Origin of the sequence: cyanobacterium endosymbiont of Epithemia turgida isolate EtSB Lake Yunoko (assembly GCF_000829235.1) — a bacterium.
GTDB lineage: Bacteria > Cyanobacteriota > Cyanobacteriia > Cyanobacteriales > Microcystaceae > Rippkaea.
Window position 1 is genome coordinate 386,452 of the sequence record NZ_AP012549.1, and the last position, 22,263, is coordinate 408,714.

Below are 22,263 nucleotides of genomic sequence, written 5' to 3' on the forward strand. Positions count from 1 at the left end.
TTGTCTAAATTAGCTAGTGTCTAACCCCTTCCCTACTCAATTAATTATTTTAAGTTTACTGTCAAACGTGATCAACGTCTGATTGCATCGAGAGTTAGGATAGATATAAAAAAGGAATTAAAGAACTTAAAATATGAATTAACTGGCTTATGTAGATAACTAAAGTAGTTTATTAAGAAGAAATTAGAGAACATTTAATCAACATAAATTATATCTAGTTAGTAATCTAACCTATAAATAAAAAAGTTACAGTTATCTATTTGATAGCATAAATTCTTAAAGGTATTGAAAAATAATTATACAATCAATTAAAATCAATAAAGTGATTAAAATAGTGGCATAACTAACTGAATTGTAGCTATAACTAGTGGCGTGATTAATTTATTTTTATCTAAATTTATAAAAATTTAGATAAATTATGTAGTAATAGTTTATATTAAAGTGATAAACACCTTATAGTATCTAAGGTTAAGACATAGTGAGGGATAAAAGCTTTATATACATACTCCCTTAGCTGATTTTAAAAAAACCTCTAACCAAATAGCTAGGGATTCAAGAAGACCGAAAAAAAATTGTTTTCTACATTATCTGAAAGATAATGTTAATACTTCATCTTTTTCTAATTATAGAAAGGTATTTTAAATAACTAAATTTACTACGTCTACAGTTAATGACTAACCTAAAATATTGCTCAGTTCAAACATTCTAGAAACCGAAGTATTGATAACTGTTTGATTGATATTTATTATTTCAGATAATTGTCAACTTATTTATATTTGGATCTAGATATTGAGAATAACAAATGTATTTTTTAATGTTGCTTAATTCGCCTTAAATTAAGGATATAAGCTAATTTAAATTAATTTTTAAAGAGGTTTTTTTATTATTGATAATTTATATTTCATACTTTAGCCATATTTTAAGTCTAACTACGATACCAATTTGTGACACCTTCAGGTTGATCAACTAAAATAATACCGTGCTCCTTTAACTTATCTCTAATACAGTCACCTTCAACATAATCTTTACTTTGACGGGCTCTTTTTCGTTGCTCTATAAAATCTTTAATTTCTTTATCACTTAACCTGTTATTCAACTCTTTTTGGTCCTCATGTAGGTCAACTTCTAGCCCTAAAACTTGTGCTAATTCCACTAAAGTTTTCCATTTTTCTTCTAATACTTTAGGTGAAGTGTCTGTATTTCCCTGATGTACTAAGACATTGCTTGCCCTACGTAATTCTTTAGCAATTTGAAATAATATTGCTAAACCACCTGCGAAGTTAAAATCATCATCAACTACTTCTTGAAATCTTTGTTTTAAAGTAGAGGAAGACTTGGAAGTAGAAAAGCCTAATTCAGACCCGTATTGATAACCAAAAAGTAACCCTTCTTTAAGAGAATGCCAACTATTGGTTGCTGCTTTCAACGCTTCATCAGTAAAGTCCACTGGTTTGCGATAATGTGCCTGAAGAATAAATAGTCGCATAGCCATTGGATGAATTTTATCTAATAAATCTCGAATAGTGATGAAATTTCTTAAAGATTTAGACATTTTTTCTCCTTCTACTTTCACCATACCATTGTGCATCCAATAACGAGCTAAAGGTTTTCCTGTTGCGGCTTCTGACTGGGCAATTTCATTTTCATGATGAGGAAAAATAAGGTCACTTCCCCCTACATGAAGATCGATAGTTTCTCCCAGGTGTTCTAAAACCATCGCAGAGCATTCAATATGCCACCCTGGGCGACCCTTTCCCCACGGAGATTCCCATGAAGGTTCTCCTGGTTTTGCACTTTTCCAGACAGCAAAATCACAGGGATCTTTTTTTGCTGTTTCAAATTCTTCTACATCTACTCTTCCACTAGCTCCTACTTGTAAATTCTCTAATTTTCGACCTGAAAGTTTTCCATAGTCTTTGAAATGCCGTACTGAGTAATAAACATCTCCACCAGATTCATAAACATAGCCTTTTTGTTTGAGTTTAGACACTAAGTTTTTAATACCATTGAGAGTATGAGTCGCGCGGGGGTAAGCATCTGCCTTTTTGATATTAAGACGTTCCATATCCTTAAAATAAGCCTTAATAAACTGTTTGGTAATTAATTTTATCGGTAAATTATCTTTCTGCGCTCGATTAATAATTTTATCGTCAATATCCGTAAAATTTTGAATATAAGTTACATCATAACCACACCATTGTAAGTAATTCCGCACTACATCCCATATCATACAGGTTCTAGCATGACCCAAATGGCAATAGTCATAAACAGTAATACCACAGCAATACATGAGTACTTTATTATTTTCAATAGTTTTAAAAGGTTCTTTTTGACGGGTTAAAGTGTTATAAATACTGAGTGTCATTAGTAAGTTTATACTTGATAGTTACAGTGCAGTGATACTATTATTAATAGTATCACTGCACTGAGTACTTTTTAGAAGATTAAGAGCATGCACGGTTCGTTCCATAATTATCGGAATAAAATTTTGACAATCGATAAAGCAAAGGAAATATACTTAATTTGGTGACTTAGAGGAAGTTTAACTCATAAGTTCTAGAAGTAGAAGAATGTAACTTTATGGAATAACAAAAATGACTAATTTCTATAAGACTAAATTTCTGTAGACAACTTGATAAACTCATGCCTTAAATTTCATATAAATAATCTTAATTCGGATAACTTCAAAAGAGAAGATCAAAGACTTGTCAATAGAAAAATCTCATACTATTAGAGTAGTTGAATAAAAAATTAATCAAAGATAAACTAAAATTAATTTACTAAAATATAGATATTGCTACTTCATTTAAATAAAGTCAGTATATAACTTTATTTTTAATAATTAAAATAATATTTGTATGTTTTGCCACAATTATAGGATTATTTAAACTATCTATTTTAATAGAACTCATCTACATCATTTAAGCAAGAATATTAGTATAAAATCATACTGATTGCATTAATTATATTTGTCTAAACTTTATAAATTCTCGAAATGACAGTTTATAATTAACTATTTAAATAAAAAAATAAGAAATAATTTAAAATTTATGATAGTTATTAATCCATAAGTTCTCTTTTTAATAAACTTCAATTTATTGTTGACGCCTTCCACTATTTTTCTTATTATAAATCACTCAAAATTTTTGCAAAATTACACATATACAGTCTATAAAAAATATAAGAAAAATTTAAATAATTTTAAAACTAACTATTATCAATGATGATATTATTCTTATTCGAAATTAAAGAAAATTTAAGTATAATAGTAAAAAATAAGAATGATAATCTAAATTAGATATTTTTATATTAAAAATTAGTATCAGATTTAAGTTAACTAACGCGCCTATTGATTTTAGGTTTGACTAGAGCTTCTCAGACTAAGAAATTATCTGATTCTCTCAGAATAATTTGTGTTAGTTAAGAGTTCATCTACTTTCTTGACAATTGATAACATAGTGTTGTTTATTTATATTCAACTACTTATCTATATAGTAGAGCACTACGTAAAAATAAATATTAAAATGAGTTTTGAATTAAAAAGTGAGTAGTATTAGTTATACTGACATTTATGATTTATGATAAAAAGCAATTAAAACAGTATAAAACAACACAAAAAATCAAAGTTTATCGTTTATTTGTAATTAGTCGCAATATTTTCAATTTACAGTTTAAAATAGCAAAAAATAAGAGATTATACTGTAGCTATTAATATAATGAAGACTTAGTACAATGTATAATTAAGAATATATAAAAATTTTAGTACTTTGTAAAGTAAAATAATAATTTAATTTTAAGAAACATGGCTAAATTATGGGAGATCAATATTGATCAATGAAGTATGATTTATATATGCTAAAAATTATGAATTATTTTAAAAAATAAATAAACTAAAATATTTAGATAAAGTTTATCTGTTAACAAAGAGAATTATCTATATAGCTAAAGTCTTACTCTAATATTTTTACATAGTACTATAACTATAGCTCTTTATAGATTTATGATCAATTGTTAAACTTTGCCTTTGCATTTTTTATATTTGTATGACAGTTTTCATAAACCAAATTATCTTTGAAATCAATTAATATTTTAGTTATTTTAGGGTGAGCAATCCCCACCCATAAACTTAGAAATTAGTATAATTAGTTATAGCTTCAGTTAACTTTTCTATCACTTCATTAACCCCCATTTGCCCTAATTCACCTGATGTGCGAGTCCGAATGCTTAAATTGTTAGACTCCACTTCTTTTGAACCGACAATTGCCATTACAGGTATCTTTTGTTTTTCCCCATTACGAATCATTTTACCCAGTCTCTCTCCAGAGGCATCGGCTTCTGCACGAATATCTAATTTTTGCATCTTGTTTGCTATTTCTTTAGCATAATCTAACTGAACATCACTAATAGGTAAAATACGCACCTGAATAGGAGATAACCACAAAGGAAAATCTCCAGCATACTCTTCGATTAGAATACCGATTAATCTCTCTATAGAGCCAAAAGGTGCACGGTGAATCATCACCGGACGTTGACGAGTTCCATTCTCTGCTATATATTCTAACCCAAATCGTTGGGGTAAATTATAATCAACTTGAACCGTTCCCAATTGCCATTCTCTTTCCAAAACATCTTGAAAAATAAAGTCTAATTTAGGACCATAAAAAGCCGCTTCTCCTGGAGCCTCAAAATAGTCCATTTTCAGTGTTTGTACAGCGCGAAGAATGGCATGTTGAGATTTTTCCCAAACTTCGTCAGACCCAATATATTTACCTGGCTCATTACCTCTAAAACTTAATCTAGCCTTGAAATTATTCAGTTGCAAACTTTTAAAGACAGTAAGAATTAAATCAACCACATTAAGAAATTCTGCATCTAACTGATCAGGAGTAACGAATAAATGAGAGTCATCAACAGTAAACCCACGAACACGAGTTAATCCTCCTAATTCTCCTGACTGTTCGTATCGGTAAACTGTGCCAAATTCTGCCAACCGAACTGGTAAATCGCGATAAGAACGCAATTCACTTTTATAAATTTGGATATGAAAAGGACAGTTCATTGGTTTAAGAACAAATCCCATTTCTTGCGCTGCTTCCTCAGCATTTTCTGCCATCATAGGAAACATGTCCTTTTTATAATTTTGCCAATGACCCGAAATTTTGAAAAGATCGATTTTAGCAATATGAGGGGTTACTACCCCAAGATAACCCCGTTTGATTTGTTCGTTCTTTAGAAAATTTTCCAGAGCAAACCTAATAATAGTTCCTTTGGGAGTCCACATAGGTAAACCTGGTCCCACGAGGTCAGAAAAGATAAATAACCCTAGTTCTTTACCTAATTTACGGTGATCTCGTTTTAATGCTTCTTCCTTTCGTCGTTTATATTCGGCCAGTTGTTCAGGAGTTTCCCACGCAGTCCCATAAATACGTTGCAGTTGCGCTTTTGTTTCATCCCCTCTCCAATAAGCTCCAGCCACACTTTCTAGATCAAATGCTCGGGGGTCAATATCTCCAGTAGTTTCCATGTGGGGACCAGCACAAAGATCCCACCATTGATCTCCTAAATGATAGAGAGTAATAGGAGGTTTAAGTTCTTCAAGTATTTCAAGTTTATAGGGTTCTTTGAGATCGGTAATACGTTTTTTTGCTTCCTCTGGGGTCACTTCTTCGCGGATAACGGGAAGTTTGCGTTTGATAATTTTAACCATTTCTTTTTTGATGTCCTTGAGATTCTGTTCAGTAAAAGGTTCAGAAATATCAAAGTCATAGTAAAACCCTGTTTCGGTCCAAGGTCCAATGGTTACTTGCGTTTTAGGAAAAAGTTTCTGAACCGCCATAGCCATAATATGGGAGGTGGTATGGCGAATACGCTTTACCTTATCAGACTCACTGGTACGGGGAAGTTTGATGGGAGTTAATTCTTGGAATGCCTCAAGGTTAGCAGTTGACTGGTTAACCATTTACTTCATACTCTTCTATGATTCTTTATCTAGTTTATTGTGTATTAAGGAATAGAGAACTTAGAAACAGCTTTAAGCTCAATATTTTATATTCTGATAGTGTAGATTTAATTTGTTAAATGTTAAATCGATCAGCTTCTGAATTAAATATCTACGAAAGTTCTCAATCCATAAACCCTCTTTTTAATCAATCTTGATTTATTTTTAATACTTTCTGCTGTTACTGGAGTTATTTTTTAGTAATTGAATAATTATTAGAGAAAATATAGAGTATCAAGATTATAAAATCTGAGATAAAAACTGTCTGGATCTTTCTGTTTGAGGCTTATCAAAAAATTCTCCAGGGGTTGCCACTTCAACAATTTTTCCTTTATCCATAAAGACTACACGATCAGCTACTTCCTTTGCAAATCCCACTTCATGGGTAACACATACCATGGTCATCCCGGAATCAGCTAAACTACGCATTGTGTCCAACACTTCTTTGATCATTTCTGGATCTAAGGCAGAGGTAGGTTCATCAAATAACATAATCTTGGGTTGCATGGCTAATGCGCGAGCGATCGCCACTCGCTGCTGTTGTCCTCCTGATAATTGACCTGGATATTTATGAGCCTGTTCAAGAATACCCACCTTTTCGAGTAATTGCATAGCTGTCACTTCTGCTTTTTCTTTCTTTTGGTGGCGAACCCAGATGGGAGCTAAAGTAACATTATTAAGAACTGTGAGATGGGGAAATAGATTAAATTGCTGAAATACCATCCCCACTTCCCTACGAATAGTTTCAATATTTTTAAGATCATGGGAAAGTTCCACGCCATCAACAATAACATTCCCCTTTTGATAAGATTCTAGAGCATTAAAAGTGCGAATAAAAGTAGATTTCCCTGACCCTGAGGGTCCCATAATGACCACCACCTCTTGGGGGTTGACTCGAAGACTGACCCCCTGTAACACATGAAAGTTATTATCGTACCATTTCTCCACATCTTGAGCAATGATGATAGGGTTCTTTTCAGAACTAGAATATGAATTGTTATTTTTAATAGATTGAGTCATCGATTTTAAGCAGTGACTATTTGGTCTTCTACCACTGTATTGCAAAATTCTCAAACTTTCACTGTGAACTATAACTTAAACTTGTTTGAGGACAAAGAAAAATACAAAGTAATGGAACCAAAAGAAATATATAAATTATAGATTAAAACAAAAGCTGACGATCTATCTTTCGTTGTTTCATCTCCCAATAGTATAACGAAAAAATACTCAATAGATAGAAATTTTAACTCATCAGATTTAATAACACTTCTTGTTTATCTATTTTGGTAAAAAATTATGATCAACTCCTTTCCTCAAAATAGAAGAGCAGCAAGACCATAATTGCAATTAAGACTCTGACTCAACAAGACTCTAAAATCTGTAGCAATTTACTTTTAAGTTCAGAAGTATCCCCTTTTTTATTTCTTTAAAATTAACATAACACAAAGTAGCTTAATATGAATTAAGCTACTTTGTGTTATGTCTACAATAAGTTTTCGGAAAACAAGATAGTGACAATAGTATAAATATATTAAATGTAAAATATATTACAGCAAAAAGCTGATATAAAATTTTCTATTTTTTTCTGCAATTAAATGGCAATCATATGTAGACAACCAGTCAAATTATTACTTTTCTAAATAAAATACAAATCAAGATATTAATTTTATTTATTAATAAAAATTTAATTGTAATTAAAATTGCAGATCAATTGAACTTATTGGAAATAAATGTATAGGTGATAAATATAAGTTTGAAAATACCAAATTAATTTTTCAGGAATTACCTATACATTTATCAAAATAAATTGAATAATAATAACTTTTTTTATATCTTCTTCTTTATAAGTAGCCGCCAACATCAGATAATAGAGAAGATAACCGATATCTAACTCATACTTCTCATGAATACTCCTTTCCTTTCCCCCGAAGACTTACCTTTGCAAAGTACGACGGACTTCGGACTGCGACGGAAACTTGATGAAATCATCGGTAAATATTTCTACGAATCTTGTGATCGCTCACTCCAGACCTTATTGTCCCAATGTGGCTGGTATCTTACCAGTTCTTCTAATGTTTTAACTTTGGTGATTACCTGTCCTGATCATTCAACTAATTTACGCATTCTTAAATATGTTACAGCCCTGGGATATTATTTAAAAAATTTTACTGAGAACGGAAAAATCCAGATATATCCTCCTGTGGGTGAAGGAACTTCCTTGAAAATTTTCGTCAAACAAGGACGAATCTATCAAGACTCTCTTTAAAAAAACCCTCAGTAAGATGGACAATGCCATCTTACTGAGGGTTTTTTTAAAGAGAGTCTTATTACAATTATTAACACCACGAATTTTACGAGTAGTTGGTGATGATACGGTCAAACTAGACTATAAAATCAAAGTTAAATCTCAGCTAGGCTCAATAGACAATTATATTTTATTCTCTTTCTCCAATAATTTTTATTCTAGTGACATCCATCTTGCTCAATGTACTGAAATCTCTCCTTGTAATACTCGTCAAACATTAATGCAGTGCTTGTCTGTAGTTATGGTAATAATTGTACACTTACCACCTCAACTTTGTTAGGATATTGTTAGTACTTACCCCATGGTTGCCAGGTTTTGCCGTAGAAATAACGTTTTAAGTTGCACAAAAAAACAACCATTTATCATTATTAATAATAATTTTTCTGGATACTAATTAGAAACTTTTATCTATTGGTCGAACCTAGTCAATAATTCTCCGTCCAGCTATAATTAATCAATTATCATTGTAACTGCACATAGCTACCATATTCAATTATGGAGATAAATATCTATCTTTATTTGTAGGAATCTTTTTTAAAGAGCTATAGCGAGTTATAATGATAATCTCTGAATAACCAAAGACTTTAAATCAATACAATAGTCTGGGTTGGATAGGTAGGAGTGAGCAAAAATTAGAGTAACACCTAATAAAAAAATATACTACATAACTATAATTAAAACCACTATCAAAATAGAGATTATTGCATACTCAGAAAATTTTCATTTTGACATGACGCCACAATAGTTATAGCTAACTTAATTAGTATAATATTGAGCTTTGTATTTTTCTAGATTAACTCTACTAACAAAAGATAGTATTCAAAAACTATAGATATTATCCTAAATTAATTCTTTTTACTTGATCTTAAAAAGTAAGGAATAAAGATAATCATTAGAAAACAGTAAAAAAAATTAATGTCAGTTAAGTGAAAACAAAGACAATTATTCCGGTGGAATACTTTCCCTTTTTTCTTAGTAACATGACTAACAAAGTGGGCGGAGATTATTAGGACTCAGAATCGGCTCGATTGTAGTCACTATGATAGACCCTTAATGCTATAGGGTTTCTTTTTTTAATACTCAGCTTTGGAATATTTTCTTGTGGTTTAAGACACTGTATTCCATACTTGATACATTTATACTCTGGAGCTTGTTCAATAATTTTCCAATTTTTGGGGTATCAAGATGCCATATCCATTAAACTAGACTGAAACAAAGCATATTATCAATTAATTTTTCTATAGTTTCCACACCTCTGATACTCCTACAATATGGCACAATAGAAAAAGCTGACTATTATGATAGTCATGTAAAACTGAATTAACTAAAATTTTAAATGATTCTGGTGAATGCAACTTTTGAAGGATCTACAAAGACTTGTCGCATTGTTTTTCCCCTCACTGCTATTGTCGGACAAGAAGAGATGAAATTGGACTTGCTACTCAACGTCATTGACTCTAAAATCGGTGGTGTAATGATTATGCGTGATCGAAGTACTGGAAAATCTACCACTATTCTCGCGTTAGCCGACTTACTTTCTGAAATTAAGGTAGTAGCTGATGATCCCGTCAACTCTGACCAGAATGATCCTAACTTTATGAGTGAGCGCGTTCGTCAACAACTGAGGAAAAATATTCCTCTCCAAGTGGTTAGTAAAAAAGTTACGATGGTAGATCTTCCCTTGGGAGCCACTGAAGATAGAGTCTGTGGTTCAATTAATATTGAAAAGACCCTCTCACAGAAGGTGTGAAAGCTTTTGAACCACAGACTTTTGGCTAGAGCAAACTGTGGTATCATTTACATAGATAAGGTTAATCCTCGATGACCATCATGTAGATGTTCTCCTTGATTCGGCAGCTAGTGATTGAAATAAAGTAGAACGAAAAGGGGTTTCTATTCGTCATCCCGCACGGGTTTTCCTAGTTGGCTCAGGAAACCCAAAAGAGGGAGAATTACGACCTCAATTACTTGATTGTTTAGGAATGCACGCAGAAATTAATACCACAAAGGAACCGTAATTAAGGGTGAAAATTGTAGAACAACGTTCGTAATTTGACAAAAATCCTCAGAAATTCTATATTAGATACCAATTCCAACAAAAAGACCTGCGAAAACACTTAGTTGAAGCTCAAAAACTTCTCAAACAATTGGAAATAGAAGAACATTAAGATAAAAAAAGTGTAAATTGAGTGAACTGTAAGAAGTTTAAATTTTTAAAAAGCATTTTCTTTACTGTAATAGAATTGGGGAAATTAGAAGTTTGCAAGTTTTTTTTATCTTAAATTATCTGTACTATTTTTGATTATCTTTCTATGATTTTATTTGAGCTAAACCAGAAAAAATTCGTTAAAATCAAAGTGAATTAGAAAATCGCTTTACCATTGACCGGCTCACAGTTCTATGACTTCTGTAATCGCTGTAGAAAAAGAAAAGTTAGAAAATCCTCCGTTAGATATTCACTATTTGGGTGACCGCATTTTACGTCAACCAGCTAAACGTATTGCGAGAGTTGATAACTCTGTTCGCAAACTAATTAAAGAAATGCTACAAACTATGTATAGTTCTCATGGAATCGGTTTGGCTGCAACTCAAGTAGGGATTCATAAACAATTAATTGTTATAGATTGTGCTCCTGATGATTCGGACAATAAACCTGTGGTTTTAATTAATCCTAAAATTACCAGTATTTCTAAAGAATTATCTCTGTTTGAAGAAGGTTGTTTAAGTATTCCAGGAGTTTATTTAAATGTTACTCGTCCTGAAATGATTGAAGTATCTTTTAAAGATGAACAAGGAAAACCTCGCAAGCGACAAGCAACTGATTTATTAGCACGGGTTATTCAACATGAAATAGATCACCTCAATGGAGTGATGTTTGTTGATCGAGTTGGCAATGGTTTAGCATTAACTGAAGCTTTACAAAAGAATGGATTTTCTCCACAAGCTATCAGACCGGTCAAATAACCAATAATTAATTGGTTACTAAAAAGAGGCAATTTTTTTATCTTTAAAAGTAGCTTACTATTGTCGGGGTTGTCCATTATTCTAATTGTAGACGTTAGTCCTATCTTTGAACTTTCGTCACAAATCTTTGATTGCTCAAAATGATCACAAGTATTATTTTAACCATTAGCACTTTCTCAACGGCTCTTTTTTTGTGCGCCGTGTGAGACACAAAAATCAACATAGAATAATCCCAACTCTTCCTCTAGAGCTAGGCTTAATGATGAGAGTGTCGATCTCGACAATGTTAACTGTGAATGAGTTATATTTAAGGTCTAATTTACTATTAACAACTTAGCTTACAAAATATCAAGAGCAACTACTTAAACTCTCCCTAAAAATACTATCAAAAACTACAGGAATCTTATCCTTTTGTCGTAAATCTATAAAAATATCTTTTATTTAAGTACTTTTGTCAAGATTTCACACTATTTATTGACACGGTGAACATTGACTATATCACTTAAATTCCGAATTTGAGTGATAACATATTCTAATTGTTGACGATCACGAATATCAATTCGCAAGTTAATTATTGCAGGCTTACTACGACTGGTTTTTACCCCAGCATTACGAACATTAATGTTATTGTCACTGAGACGGGATAAAATATCCTTAAGGATTCCTACACGATCGAGAGCTTCAATAAAAATATCCACCGGATAGGTTTGGGTATATCTATTGTCTTCTGTGGGATTCCAACGAACTGGAATCAAGCGGTCACCAAGTACATCATTTATGTTAGAACATCCTTGACAGTGAATTGAAATACCTCTAGCCCCCTTTGTCACTATACCGATAATGGGTTCTCCGGGCAAAGGGTAACAGCAGCCAGCAATATTGTAAACTAACCCTTCAACGCCTATAATCGGAGATCTATTTTGCTTGACTGGACAAAAAGCAAGAGGAGAAGGGTTGGAAGCTCGAATTTTATCATTGGAAATTTCTTCTTCTTGAACCTTAACAGTATTTTCTCTAAGTCGGTTAGCGACTTGGTTTAGGGTAATTTCTCCATACCCTAAAGCCGCTAGTAAGTCCTCAACAGATTGATAATTAAAGCGTTCAGCGACACTTTGCATGGGATCAGATTTAAGCAAAGCATCTAAGCCATTTTTACCTAATTCCTTTTCTAACATCTCGCGTCCTCGGGAAAAATTTTCGTCTCGGTGTGATCGCTTATACCATTGACGAATACGATTTCGCGCACTGGGAGTCACTACAAAATTAAGCCAGTCTAAACTAGGGTGGGCGTTTTTCTGGGTAATAATTTCTACAATATCTCCATTATTAAGAGGAATATCTAAAACCGACCACTTTTCATTGACTCTTGCTCCTTTCATGTGGTTTCCGACTTCTGTATGGATACTATAGGCAAAATCAACGGGCGTAGCCCCTCGCGCTAGGGCAACTACATCTCCTTGAGGGGTAAAGACATAAACATCATCATTAAAGAGATTATCTTTGAGAGTATCCACATATTCTTGAGCATCTTGGAGATCTTTTTGCCATTCGAGAAGTTGACGCAACCAGGTAAATTTTTTATCCTCTTCAGAAAGAGTAGTATAGTTCGATTTCCCTGTCTCTTTATATTTCCAGTGAGCAGCGATCCCATATTCAGCTATGTGGTTCATCTCCAGGGTCCGAATTTGTACTTCTAGGGGACGACCCGTTAACCCCACTACCGTTGTATGAAGAGATTGATAACAGTTGGGTTTTGGTAGTCCAATATAATCCTTAAAACGCCCAGGAATTGGTTTAAATATGTCATGAACTACCGCTAAGGCCCGATAGCATTCCTCATTATTGTGAACAATGATTCTTAGAGCAGCAATGTCGTAAATTTGATGAAATCCTTTTTGCCGCCGCTGCATTTTATGATAAATTCCGTAAAGATGTTTGGGGCGAGCTTGTAAGTCCAACACTCGAATTCCAACACTTTCTAAGCGTTGACGTAAGGTTTCTTTTATTTTTTCTAAACGAGTTTCGCGATCACTACGTTTTTCGGCTACTAAGGATTGAATTTCTCGATAGGCTTCTGGTTCCAAATATTTAAAGGATAGATCTTCTAAGTCCCACTTCAACCGCCAAATTCCTAAACGATTTGCTAAAGGAGCAAAAATTTCTCTAGTTTCCAGGGCTATACGTTTTTGCTTTTCTGGTTTAAGGTGTTCTAGGGTTCGCATATTGTGTAGGCGATCAGCTAATTTCACCACAATTACCCGAATATCTTTAGCCATTGCTAAGAACATCCGACGAAAATTTTCAGCCTGGTGTTCTGTTTTACTCGAAAAATTGAATTTAGATAGCTTAGTTACCCCTGCCACTAAGTTTTGTATTTCCTGCCCAAACTGTTCCTCAATTTGTTCTAGAGTGACATCCGTATCTTCTACTACGTCATGGAGAAATCCGGCCGCAATCATAGCTTTATCTCCACCTAAATCCCGCAATAACCCTGCTACAGCGATGGGATGTGCAATATATGGTTCTCCCGATTGACGATATTGTCCTTCATGTAGTTGATAGGCAAAATTGAACGCCCGACAGATTAGACCAATATCTTCATTATCTTGATCAGATTGATAGGTAACCAGAAATTGATTCAGCCAGTCAGGAAAAGATAGTTTAATATGTTCTGGTTCAGGATAAGTAGCTACTAGGTTCATAGAATAATGAATGGTTAACAGGGCGATAATAGACAGAACAAGACAACTATGGTAGCCGAAAGCAAAATTACTGTACAAATTAACGATTGACTGCCGTTTAACGAAAAAAGTAATAAAAAAGGCGCCCAGAAACTAAATATGTGTTTTTTCTTTGTATCTTCTACAGAAAGACTAACTAAAAGAAATCAATGCTTGCTTGAATAGTTTTAGTCGAAGAAAAGGTTTAGTACCAATACAATTAACTTCTATGGTCTATCATAATTAAATATATCTTAGCTCGATCCTGTTGTTTATGTTATCGAAACCTCATCAAAAATTGTTAGCTTCCTTGATTACCCTCAAAGATCAAGTCATGATGAAGGACATAGACTCGAAACGATTATCCCAAAATTTTCGAATGTTACAAGAAATTTTCCAAAATTATATTTTGGGAGCAACAACTGAGAATTTAGAGAATTCTGTTGTCTCTTCTTGGCAATCTATCCAGACTGAAATCCATCGGACGTTACGCTTGTTGATAACTGATTTTCTATTTTTACAGTCTTCCCACAAGCGAAGTACAGAAGAACAACGATTAGAAATCGTGCTTGATCACATTGAAAAACTGATAGGTTATTGTCAAGTTATTCTAAATAGGTAACTTTTTAAAAAAATTATTGGGGAAAAAATGCTATTTTTATTCCCCATATATGGATATTATTTTGTTTTAGATAAAATACGACCAATAGTTTTATTTTCAGGAATAAACGTTTTTTTAGCTACTCGTTTAATGTCTGCTGCACTCACCGCTTCAATAGCTGTTAATTGATCAAAAAGATTGCGCCAACTTCCAGTTTTAACTTCATATTCAATCAATGATCGAGCCATACCTAAATTAGAGTCGAGCGATCGCACTAAGGCTGCCCTAAGTTTAGTTTTTACTCTTTGCAATTCTTGATCGGTGACAAATTCTTGCTTTAATCGTTCAATTTCTTGTTCCAAGGCTTCACCTACTTGGTTAACTGTACTATTAGGAGCAGTCTGAGCATAAAACAACATTAAATTAGGATATTTATCTCCTGGAAATCCATTAAAACCTTGAGCAACTAAAGCCACTTTTTTCTCCTCAACCAGGGACTTATAAAGACGAGATGTCCGTCCTGAACTTAATAAAGTTGCCATCACTTCATAGACAGCATGATCAGGGTGAGTAATCGCCGGGCGGTGATATCCTTCAAGATACCAGGGTTGAGACAGTAATTCCAGGGTAATTTCTTTGGCTTCAGTTTGTCGAGGTTCTATTTCAGTTACTCTTGGCGGTTTAGGTTTAGCTGAATAACGACTGAAATAAACTTGGGCTAATTGTTTAACTCGTTTGGGACTCACATCTCCTACAATGGCGAAAGTTAAATTATCAGGAACATAATAAGTCTCGAAGAATTGCCGGACATCTTCACGGGTCAGACCAGTAATATCTTGATTATAACCAATAACAGGGCGTTTATAAGGATGTTTAGCAAAGGCGATATCAAGAAATGCCTCCACCATTTTACCAATAGGACTATTATCAGTTCTGAGGCGACGTTCTTCCAAAATAACGTCCTGTTCTTTATAAAATTCTCGGAAAACAGGTTCTAAAAATCGTTCTGATTCCAGCGACATCCAAAGTTCCAATTTATTCGACGGAAAACTATAAAAATAGGTCGTCCAATCACTCGAAGTCGCTGCATTCATCCCAACTCCTCCGGCCGTTTCCACAATTTGACCAAAGGCATTTTGCTGAACGTATTGGTTAGCTTCTGTCTGAACTTTTTGGAATTCTTGAACTAATTGTTCAACTTCTTTGATTTTCCCCGCAGCTTGAGCGGCTTTCATTTGAGAAAATAGGGTATCTAGTCGCTCTAAAAGAGGCTTTTCTGCTGTGTAATTGGTGGTTCCAATGTCTTTCGTCCCTTTAAACGCTAAATGTTCTAAAAAATGAGCGACCCCTGTCTTGCCATCAGGTTCATCTACCCCTCCCACATCAGCATAAGTTACGAAAGACACCACAGGTGCGTCATGATTTTCCATGACGATGAACTTCATGCCATTATCGAGTTTAAATTCCGTTATTTGTTCAATCGCTCTATTAAGATAAGGTGTAATTGATTGGTTGGCTATTGGAGTGGAAGAATTATTAGAAAGTGGTTGAGCAATAACTGGAACACTACTCCAAAGAAGAAATAGCAAGCTGAGGGTTGCAAAAGAATAGCGCATAGGAAGCGATCGAGTTGAAGAGTTTATTACCATTGATGCCATCAAAGAAAACGACGTTTAGAATCTCTTTTCTAGGATATCGAGATTTAAAAATGATAGCAGGGAGTCATAGGGTGATTAAGTCGTTTCTATGAAAAAGGATTATTTGTTACAATGTGAGTGGGTCAAAATATAACTGAGATATTGATTTGATAATAAAAAAAGTGTTCAAATCTCTAATATAGATCATACACATTACAAAATACCTCTGTAAGATCAAGACGAAATTTTAATTTAATATCTACCCCATCAGACTTCAATGAAATGTTGCTTCTAGGATCAATCTACTGCTTCCTCTTCTCTCAAGTTTATGTCGGACTCATGTTTTTAGAAAATCTTCTCTGTCGCTACACAGGAAACTTATTTTATTTAGTGCTACCTTGTCTAAGTTAAACCTGAATTTTCTCCTCTTCTCCGCTACTGTCAAACACTTCCCGAACCCAAAGCAATTTTTAATTTTACTGGATAAGTCTTGAAGAAGCAAGATATAATTTGTTACAAAACAGATTAGAGAAAATTTTGTAATGAGTAATCCAGTACTTCATGCCTTTTTCTTAGGCCGAGCTTTTGCTGAAGTCCTTAGTGAGAAAATAGAAGAGAACTTTACTAATGCCCTCAGCGAATTGGGCAGATTTGACGCAGAACAACGCGAACAACTGCGGCAATTTATCGAAGAAGTACAAACAAGAGCTAAAGTCGATGTTGCTCCAGAAAAAACTGTTAACACTACCCATAGTGAAGATTTTCCCATCGATTTACAAGAGACAATAGACAATTTACGTGCTGAAATCGCTCGTCTGAAAGCAGAATTAAAAATTTATCGCGTTCAAAAAACATAATTATTTCTTTATAGCTCTCATTTTCTCACCCTATTAGCCTAAGTTACTCTTAGCACCACAAATCGAGTGTTTCCCCTGTCCTTCAATGTCAACCGTTTCTATTCCACAAAAACTACTTTAGTCTCTAACTACGTGACCGAATTAGAAAATAAACAACAATTCCGTTGGAATCAGGAAAAATACTCTATTAATCGCCGTCGTCTGGACATTTGGTGGTTCATGTTGACCTTATTTACCCAATTTTGGCTCAATGGTAAAAAATGGAGCTATCGAGGGGGCTATAGTGAAGAAAAAGAGACCGCCCGACGGCAAAGACAAGCGGTGTGGATTAGAGAAAATTTATTCAATCTCGGACCAACTTTTATTAAAATAGGTCAATTGTTCTCTACTCGTGCCGATTTATTCTCTGCCGAATATGTTGCGGAACTGGCAAAACTTCAAGATGAAGTTCCGGCTTTCGCCTACGAACAAGTTAAAGCTATTATTGAAAGGGATTTTAGTAAACCACTTCCTAAACTATTCCATAATTTTACTTCAATCCCTATTGCAGCAGCTAGTTTAGGTCAAGTCCATAAAGCTCAACTCCATTCAGGAGAGGAAGTAGTCGTTAAAGTTCAACGGCCAGGGTTAAAACAACTCTTTACTATTGACCTAGCGATTCTAAAACATATTACCCACTATTTTCATAACCATCCTCGTTTGAGGAAAGGACGAGACTGGACCGGGATATATGAAGAATGCTGCCGTATTCTCTGGTTAGAAACTGATTACCTTAACGAAGGACAAAATGCGGATACCTTTCGTCGTAATTTTCGTGACGAAAATTGGGTTAAAGTCCCCCGAATTTACTGGCGTTACACTTCCCCCCGTGTCTTAACTCTTGAATATATGCCGGGAATTAAGATTAGCCATTATGAAAAACTCGAAGCAGCCGGATTAAATCGTAAAATCTTGGCTAGACTAGGAGCAAAAGCTTATTTGTACCAATTGCTTAACAGTGGATTTTTCCATGCCGATCCCCATCCGGGAAATATTGCTGTAAGTACGGATGGAGCCTTAATTTTTTATGATTTTGGTATGATGGGACGTATTAACGCGAACGTCCGCGAGAAGTTAATGGATGCTTTGTTTGGGATTGCTCAAAAAGATGCTGCTAGAGTGGTCTCGTCTTTAGTAGCTCTCGATACCTTAAGTCCTGCAGACGATATGGGGCCAGTGCGTCGTTCCATTCAATTCATGCTCGATAATTTTATGGACAAACCCTTTGAGGAAAAGTCAATTAGTCAAATTAGTGATGACTTGTATGAACTTATCCATAATCAACCCTTCCTCTTTCCAGCAACTTTTACCTTTGTTATACGTGCGTTTTTAACAATAGAAGGGATAGGAAAAGGGTTAGATCCAGACTTTAATTTCATGGAGGTGGCACAACCGTTTGCCATGGAACTTATGACTGATATCAATGGAAATAGCGAAACTAACATTCTCAATGAATTAGGACGGCAAGCGATTCAGGTGAGCAATATAACGTTAGGATTACCGCGACAAATTAACGATACAATGAAAAAATTAGAGAGCGGTGATATTCGCGTAAGAGTACGCTCAGTTGAATCTGATCGTCTATTGCGTCGCTTAGGTATGATACAGATGGGGACTAACTATACTATTCTCACCAGTGCTTTAGTCATATCTGCAGCCCTTTTATTTGTCAACGGTTCGCTTCTTTTGGCAATAGCCACAATCATGATGGCATCGGTTCCAACATGGGCTTTATTTTGCTTACTGCGTCGTCTTAATAGTCTAGATTTGATGTTCTAGTTCTTGTTTATCACTATTGTAAATTGTTTAGTAGTTAACTCACCAATGATAAATCGTAGGTTCACGGGTCTAACTGATACAGGTGTCGTGCGATCAGTTAACCAAGATAATTTCTATATCGACCCTGGAGGGCGGTTTTTTATTGTAGCTGACGGTATGGGAGGCCATGCTGGAGGAGAAGAAGCAAGCTTAATTGCTACTCGAGAGATTCAAGCCTATCTTGAGACTCATTGGAAATCTGATATTCCTTCTCGTATTCTCCTTGAACAAGCTTTTTTAGAAGCTAATAAAGCAATTCTCATTGATCAACAAGATCATCCTGAACGAGTAGACATGGGAACAACGGCTTTGGCGATTATTTTCCGAGATAATCAGCCCTGGCGAGCCCATATTGGAGATTCTCGCCTTTATCGCTTCCGTGACATTGAGCTTGAGCAAATTACAGAGGATCATACTTGGGTAGCAAGGGCATTAAAAATGGGTAATATTACTCGAGAACAGGCGACAACTCATCCTTGGCGACACGTTCTTTTCCAATGTTTAGGGCGTAAGGACGTTAATACCATTGAAATTGTCCATCTGGATGTTCAATCTGGTGATCGCTTATTGCTATGCAGTGATGGGTTAACAGAAGAAGTCTCTGATGAAACCATTGAGCAGCTTTTAAAACAACAAAGATCTTGTGAAATAGTTGCTCAAAATCTCGTAGAAACAGCTAAAAAAGCTGGGGGGTCGGATAATATTACAGTAGTTATTGTTGTTGAAGAGGGAGAAACTCAGAGAGTTCAAGGAGATGACCTTGATACTAGAGTTGATATAAGAGGTATTTGAAATGGACTTTAATTAGCATAAATTACTGTTTCATAATTTTTTTAGACAAGATCAGGGTAGTAATTATAAATTGTTTACACTGTTAGCCTTGTTTCTCAAAGTCGATATAGGCGTAACCTATTTATCTAAAGGTTGAATAGTTTTCTTAGCTTTAGGTCAATTTATAGTCCTTTAATTTTTTTAAAAATCTTTAGGTTGTTTATAATTTTTGTTTGAATATAACTCATAAATTCCGGCGAGTAGCTAACTCTACATAAACATTAGTATTTTTTACCCCTATGTTTAAGCGCAATTAAAGTTCAATCCTACTTGGTAAATTTCAATGGTCTTTTTTTATTGACTGTGATGTTGATCATCATTAACTAACTGAGATAAAGTTCTCTCACTTACTCGACATATACGCCAGTCAGGTAATATATCAGCACCCATTTTCTTGTAAAATCCAATAGCGAGACTATTCCAATCTAAAACACTCCACTCTAACCGTCCTGCCCCTCGTTTAACAGCTAATTGAGCTAAATAAATCAATAAAGATTTTCCAACTCCTTGACGACGATAATCAGGTAAGACAAATAAATCCTCGACATAAATTCCTGGCTTAGTCAAAAAGGTAGAATAATTGGGAAAAAAGACAGAAAACCCTACACATTGAGTTCCCCATTGTGCCACAATAGCTTCTATATAGGGTCTTTTGCCAAATAAATGTTCCCGCAACATCTCTGCATCTCCTGTTACTTTATGAGAGAGCTTTTCATACTCAGCCAAGGCTTGAATTAGCGAAAATAAGTCTACAATATCTGATGGTTGAGCAGAACGTATTCTGAGATTTTTGTTCATAAATTTTATTTCAGGTAACAGTGAACAGCAGCCTTTCGAGACCTCTTTTTAGACTAGCCTAAACTGCTACTTTGTCCACGATAATCTACTGATTCACTGTCAATTACTCAATAACTAATGTAACCATCCTTTTAAACGACGAGCAACCTGGGGACGACGTAATTTCCGCATGGCTTTACTTTGAATCTGACGTACTCGTTCACGAGATAGATTAAACATTCCACCTACCTCTTCCAAGGTGTGGGGTTGACTAGTGGATAATCCATAGCGTAGAGAAATTACATCTTTTTCCCGTTCAGTAAGAACATCACTTAACACCGCTGATATCTCATAGCGTAACATTCCTTCACTCATTTGTTCTTCAGGAAGTTGTAGCTCCTGATCTTCAAGTAAGTCCAGCAGTTCTGTATCTTCTCCTTTCCCAACGCGATGGTTTAACGAAAGAGATTGTCTGCGCAATTGAAGTAACTGGCGCAGTTGAGGTGGTGTCACTTCTAACTCCATAGCTAGTTCCTTTTCGTTAGGGTTGCGCTGCAAGTTTTGCTTCAAAACGCGCTGTGCTTTTTTGAGTTTGTTAAGCTTCTCAACAATGTGAATCGGTAAGCGAATCGTCCGTGCATCATTGGCAATAGTACGAGTAATGGCTTGACGAATCCACCAATAGGCATAGGTAGAAAACTTATAGCCTTTATTTGGATCAAATTTTTCAGCTGCCCGATTTAAGCCAATAGCTCCTTCTTGAATCAAATCTAGAAAAGGAACCCCTCGATTAAGGTATCGTTTTGCAATAGAAACTACTAACCTTAAATTCGAGCGAATCATTTTCCGTTTGGCAGTACGTCCTCGATAAAGACGACTTTCAAACTGCCGTTGGACATCAAATCCCATCGCTTCGGCTAATTCCTCTTTGGTCGGAAAACGCTGCAGTTCTTCTTTAAGTTTTTGACGTGTTTCTTCTGTTTGAACTAAAAATTGAATATTATTAGCTAATTCAACTTCTTCTTCGGGCCCTAATAGGGGATACCGTGACATTTCTTTAAAAAATGTTCCTATAGTGTCATCTGAAACTGCCTTGCGGTATTCATTGGAGTGCTGATTGCTCAATTCATTAGATAAAGACGAGAACTCAACTTCAATCGCTTGAAAATTAGTATCAACTTGATCAATATTATCTGGCTCAAAGACTTCTTGAGGCAATGGAGCAGTTAAAGAATGGTCTTGGAGCATTTGAGTCATGTTCATAATTAATAAACAGATGAGAATGGTGTGTAAAAAAATTAATAAATGAGGGAACAATAGAACTAGATACAATGTCGAATATTTTGTAGAGCTGATTGTGACATTTAATGAAATTTGGAGAAAATATTTAAGGTTGTCTTAAGTAGTTACCCCAGATAAACAGCTATCAAAATAAAGAAAAGTTATGACACCTTAATAAGGAATAAGAGAAACTGAGCCATCGGACTTCTCACTAAACCTCTATCTTAACTTTGTCAAGATTATTCCCTAGTGAAGGATCATGTCTACTAAGCTACCAGAATTATTTGAGGTTTCTGTTTGTCTAATTACAAAATGACAAACAAGTAGAGGGAATCTTGCTATGATTTTTTTGAGATAAAACCTATGACTAGAGAGAACTTAACATCTTTAACCCCAGTAATAATCAAGGATATCAAGAAAATTAGTAATGATTAA

The 22,263-nt window shown here is 34.6% G+C and carries 13 protein-coding genes and 1 pseudogene; 7 read left to right on the top strand and 7 right to left on the bottom strand.

What is annotated here, in order from left to right; all coding sequences use genetic code 11:
• Nucleotides 1-925 precede the first annotated feature (925 nt).
• The 3 genes from cysS to ETSB_RS01120 form a co-directional block, all read right to left on the bottom strand.
• The gene (cysS, locus tag ETSB_RS01110) at nucleotides 926-2,365 is read right to left on the bottom strand and encodes a cysteine--tRNA ligase (protein WP_044105806.1); all 1,440 of its coding nucleotides are present in this window, start codon (nucleotides 2,363-2,365) and stop codon (nucleotides 926-928) included.
• Between the two features lie 1,761 nt (nucleotides 2,366-4,126).
• Nucleotides 4,127-5,959, bottom strand: a complete 1,833-nt coding sequence (gene thrS, locus ETSB_RS01115; protein WP_044105807.1) for a threonine--tRNA ligase — start codon at nucleotides 5,957-5,959, stop codon at nucleotides 4,127-4,129.
• A 279-nt stretch (nucleotides 5,960-6,238) separates the two neighbouring features.
• On the bottom strand, nucleotides 6,239-7,018 hold the full coding sequence (locus tag ETSB_RS01120) for an amino acid ABC transporter ATP-binding protein (RefSeq protein WP_044105808.1): 780 nt from the start codon (nucleotides 7,016-7,018) through the stop codon (nucleotides 6,239-6,241).
• 883 nt (nucleotides 7,019-7,901) lie between these two features.
• Between ETSB_RS01120 and ETSB_RS01125 the strand changes: the two genes are divergently transcribed.
• The 3 genes and pseudogenes from ETSB_RS01125 to def all read left to right on the top strand — a co-directional run bounded on the left by ETSB_RS01125 (nucleotide 7,902) and on the right by def (nucleotide 11,267).
• Entirely contained in the window at nucleotides 7,902-8,264 is a 363-nt protein-coding gene (locus ETSB_RS01125) for a hypothetical protein (protein WP_044105809.1), read from the top strand.
• A gap of 1,375 nt (nucleotides 8,265-9,639) precedes the next feature.
• Nucleotides 9,640-10,462, top strand: a pseudogene (locus ETSB_RS09085) (magnesium chelatase ATPase subunit I); the annotation flags it as partial.
• A 241-nt stretch (nucleotides 10,463-10,703) separates the two neighbouring features.
• Nucleotides 10,704-11,267: a peptide deformylase gene (gene def, locus ETSB_RS01135; RefSeq protein WP_044105810.1), complete on the top strand. Its 564-nt coding sequence runs from the start codon at nucleotides 10,704-10,706 to the stop codon at nucleotides 11,265-11,267.
• Nucleotides 11,268-11,734: 467 nt separating this feature from the next.
• On the opposite strand, the gene ETSB_RS01140 is transcribed toward def, so the two are convergent.
• On the bottom strand, nucleotides 11,735-13,969 hold the full coding sequence (locus ETSB_RS01140) for a RelA/SpoT family protein (protein ID WP_044105811.1): 2,235 nt from the start codon (nucleotides 13,967-13,969) through the stop codon (nucleotides 11,735-11,737).
• 292 nt (nucleotides 13,970-14,261) lie between these two features.
• On the opposite strand from ETSB_RS01140, the gene patD reads away from it, so the two are divergent.
• Entirely contained in the window at nucleotides 14,262-14,609 is a 348-nt protein-coding gene (gene patD / locus ETSB_RS01145; protein WP_044105812.1) for a heterocyst frequency control protein PatD, read from the top strand.
• 56 nt (nucleotides 14,610-14,665) lie between these two features.
• Here the strand turns inward: patD and ETSB_RS01150 are convergent, their stop codons facing one another.
• Nucleotides 14,666-16,237, bottom strand: a complete 1,572-nt coding sequence (locus ETSB_RS01150) for a M16 family metallopeptidase (RefSeq protein WP_044105814.1) — start codon at nucleotides 16,235-16,237, stop codon at nucleotides 14,666-14,668.
• Between the two features lie 530 nt (nucleotides 16,238-16,767).
• On the opposite strand from ETSB_RS01150, the gene ETSB_RS01155 reads away from it, so the two are divergent.
• The 3 genes from ETSB_RS01155 (at nucleotide 16,768) to ETSB_RS01165 (ending at nucleotide 19,731) form a co-directional block, all read left to right on the top strand.
• The gene (locus tag ETSB_RS01155) at nucleotides 16,768-17,082 is read left to right on the top strand and encodes a DUF6825 family protein (protein WP_044105816.1); all 315 of its coding nucleotides are present in this window, start codon (nucleotides 16,768-16,770) and stop codon (nucleotides 17,080-17,082) included.
• 132 nt (nucleotides 17,083-17,214) lie between these two features.
• Entirely contained in the window at nucleotides 17,215-18,900 is a 1,686-nt protein-coding gene (locus ETSB_RS01160) for an ABC1 kinase family protein (RefSeq protein WP_232509898.1), read from the top strand.
• 45 nt (nucleotides 18,901-18,945) lie between these two features.
• The gene (locus ETSB_RS01165) at nucleotides 18,946-19,731 is read left to right on the top strand and encodes a Stp1/IreP family PP2C-type Ser/Thr phosphatase (protein WP_044105817.1); all 786 of its coding nucleotides are present in this window, start codon (nucleotides 18,946-18,948) and stop codon (nucleotides 19,729-19,731) included.
• Nucleotides 19,732-20,064: 333 nt separating this feature from the next.
• Here ETSB_RS01165 and ETSB_RS01170 read toward each other — a convergent pair whose 3' ends face one another.
• Both ETSB_RS01170 and ETSB_RS01175 read right to left on the bottom strand, forming a co-directional pair.
• A complete protein-coding gene (locus tag ETSB_RS01170) occupies nucleotides 20,065-20,568 on the bottom strand; it encodes a GNAT family N-acetyltransferase (RefSeq protein WP_044105819.1) in 504 nt (167 codons plus the stop codon).
• A 114-nt stretch (nucleotides 20,569-20,682) separates the two neighbouring features.
• Entirely contained in the window at nucleotides 20,683-21,810 is a 1,128-nt protein-coding gene (locus tag ETSB_RS01175) for an RNA polymerase sigma factor, RpoD/SigA family (RefSeq protein ID WP_044105821.1), read from the bottom strand.
• Between the last annotated feature and the right edge of the window lie 453 nt (nucleotides 21,811-22,263).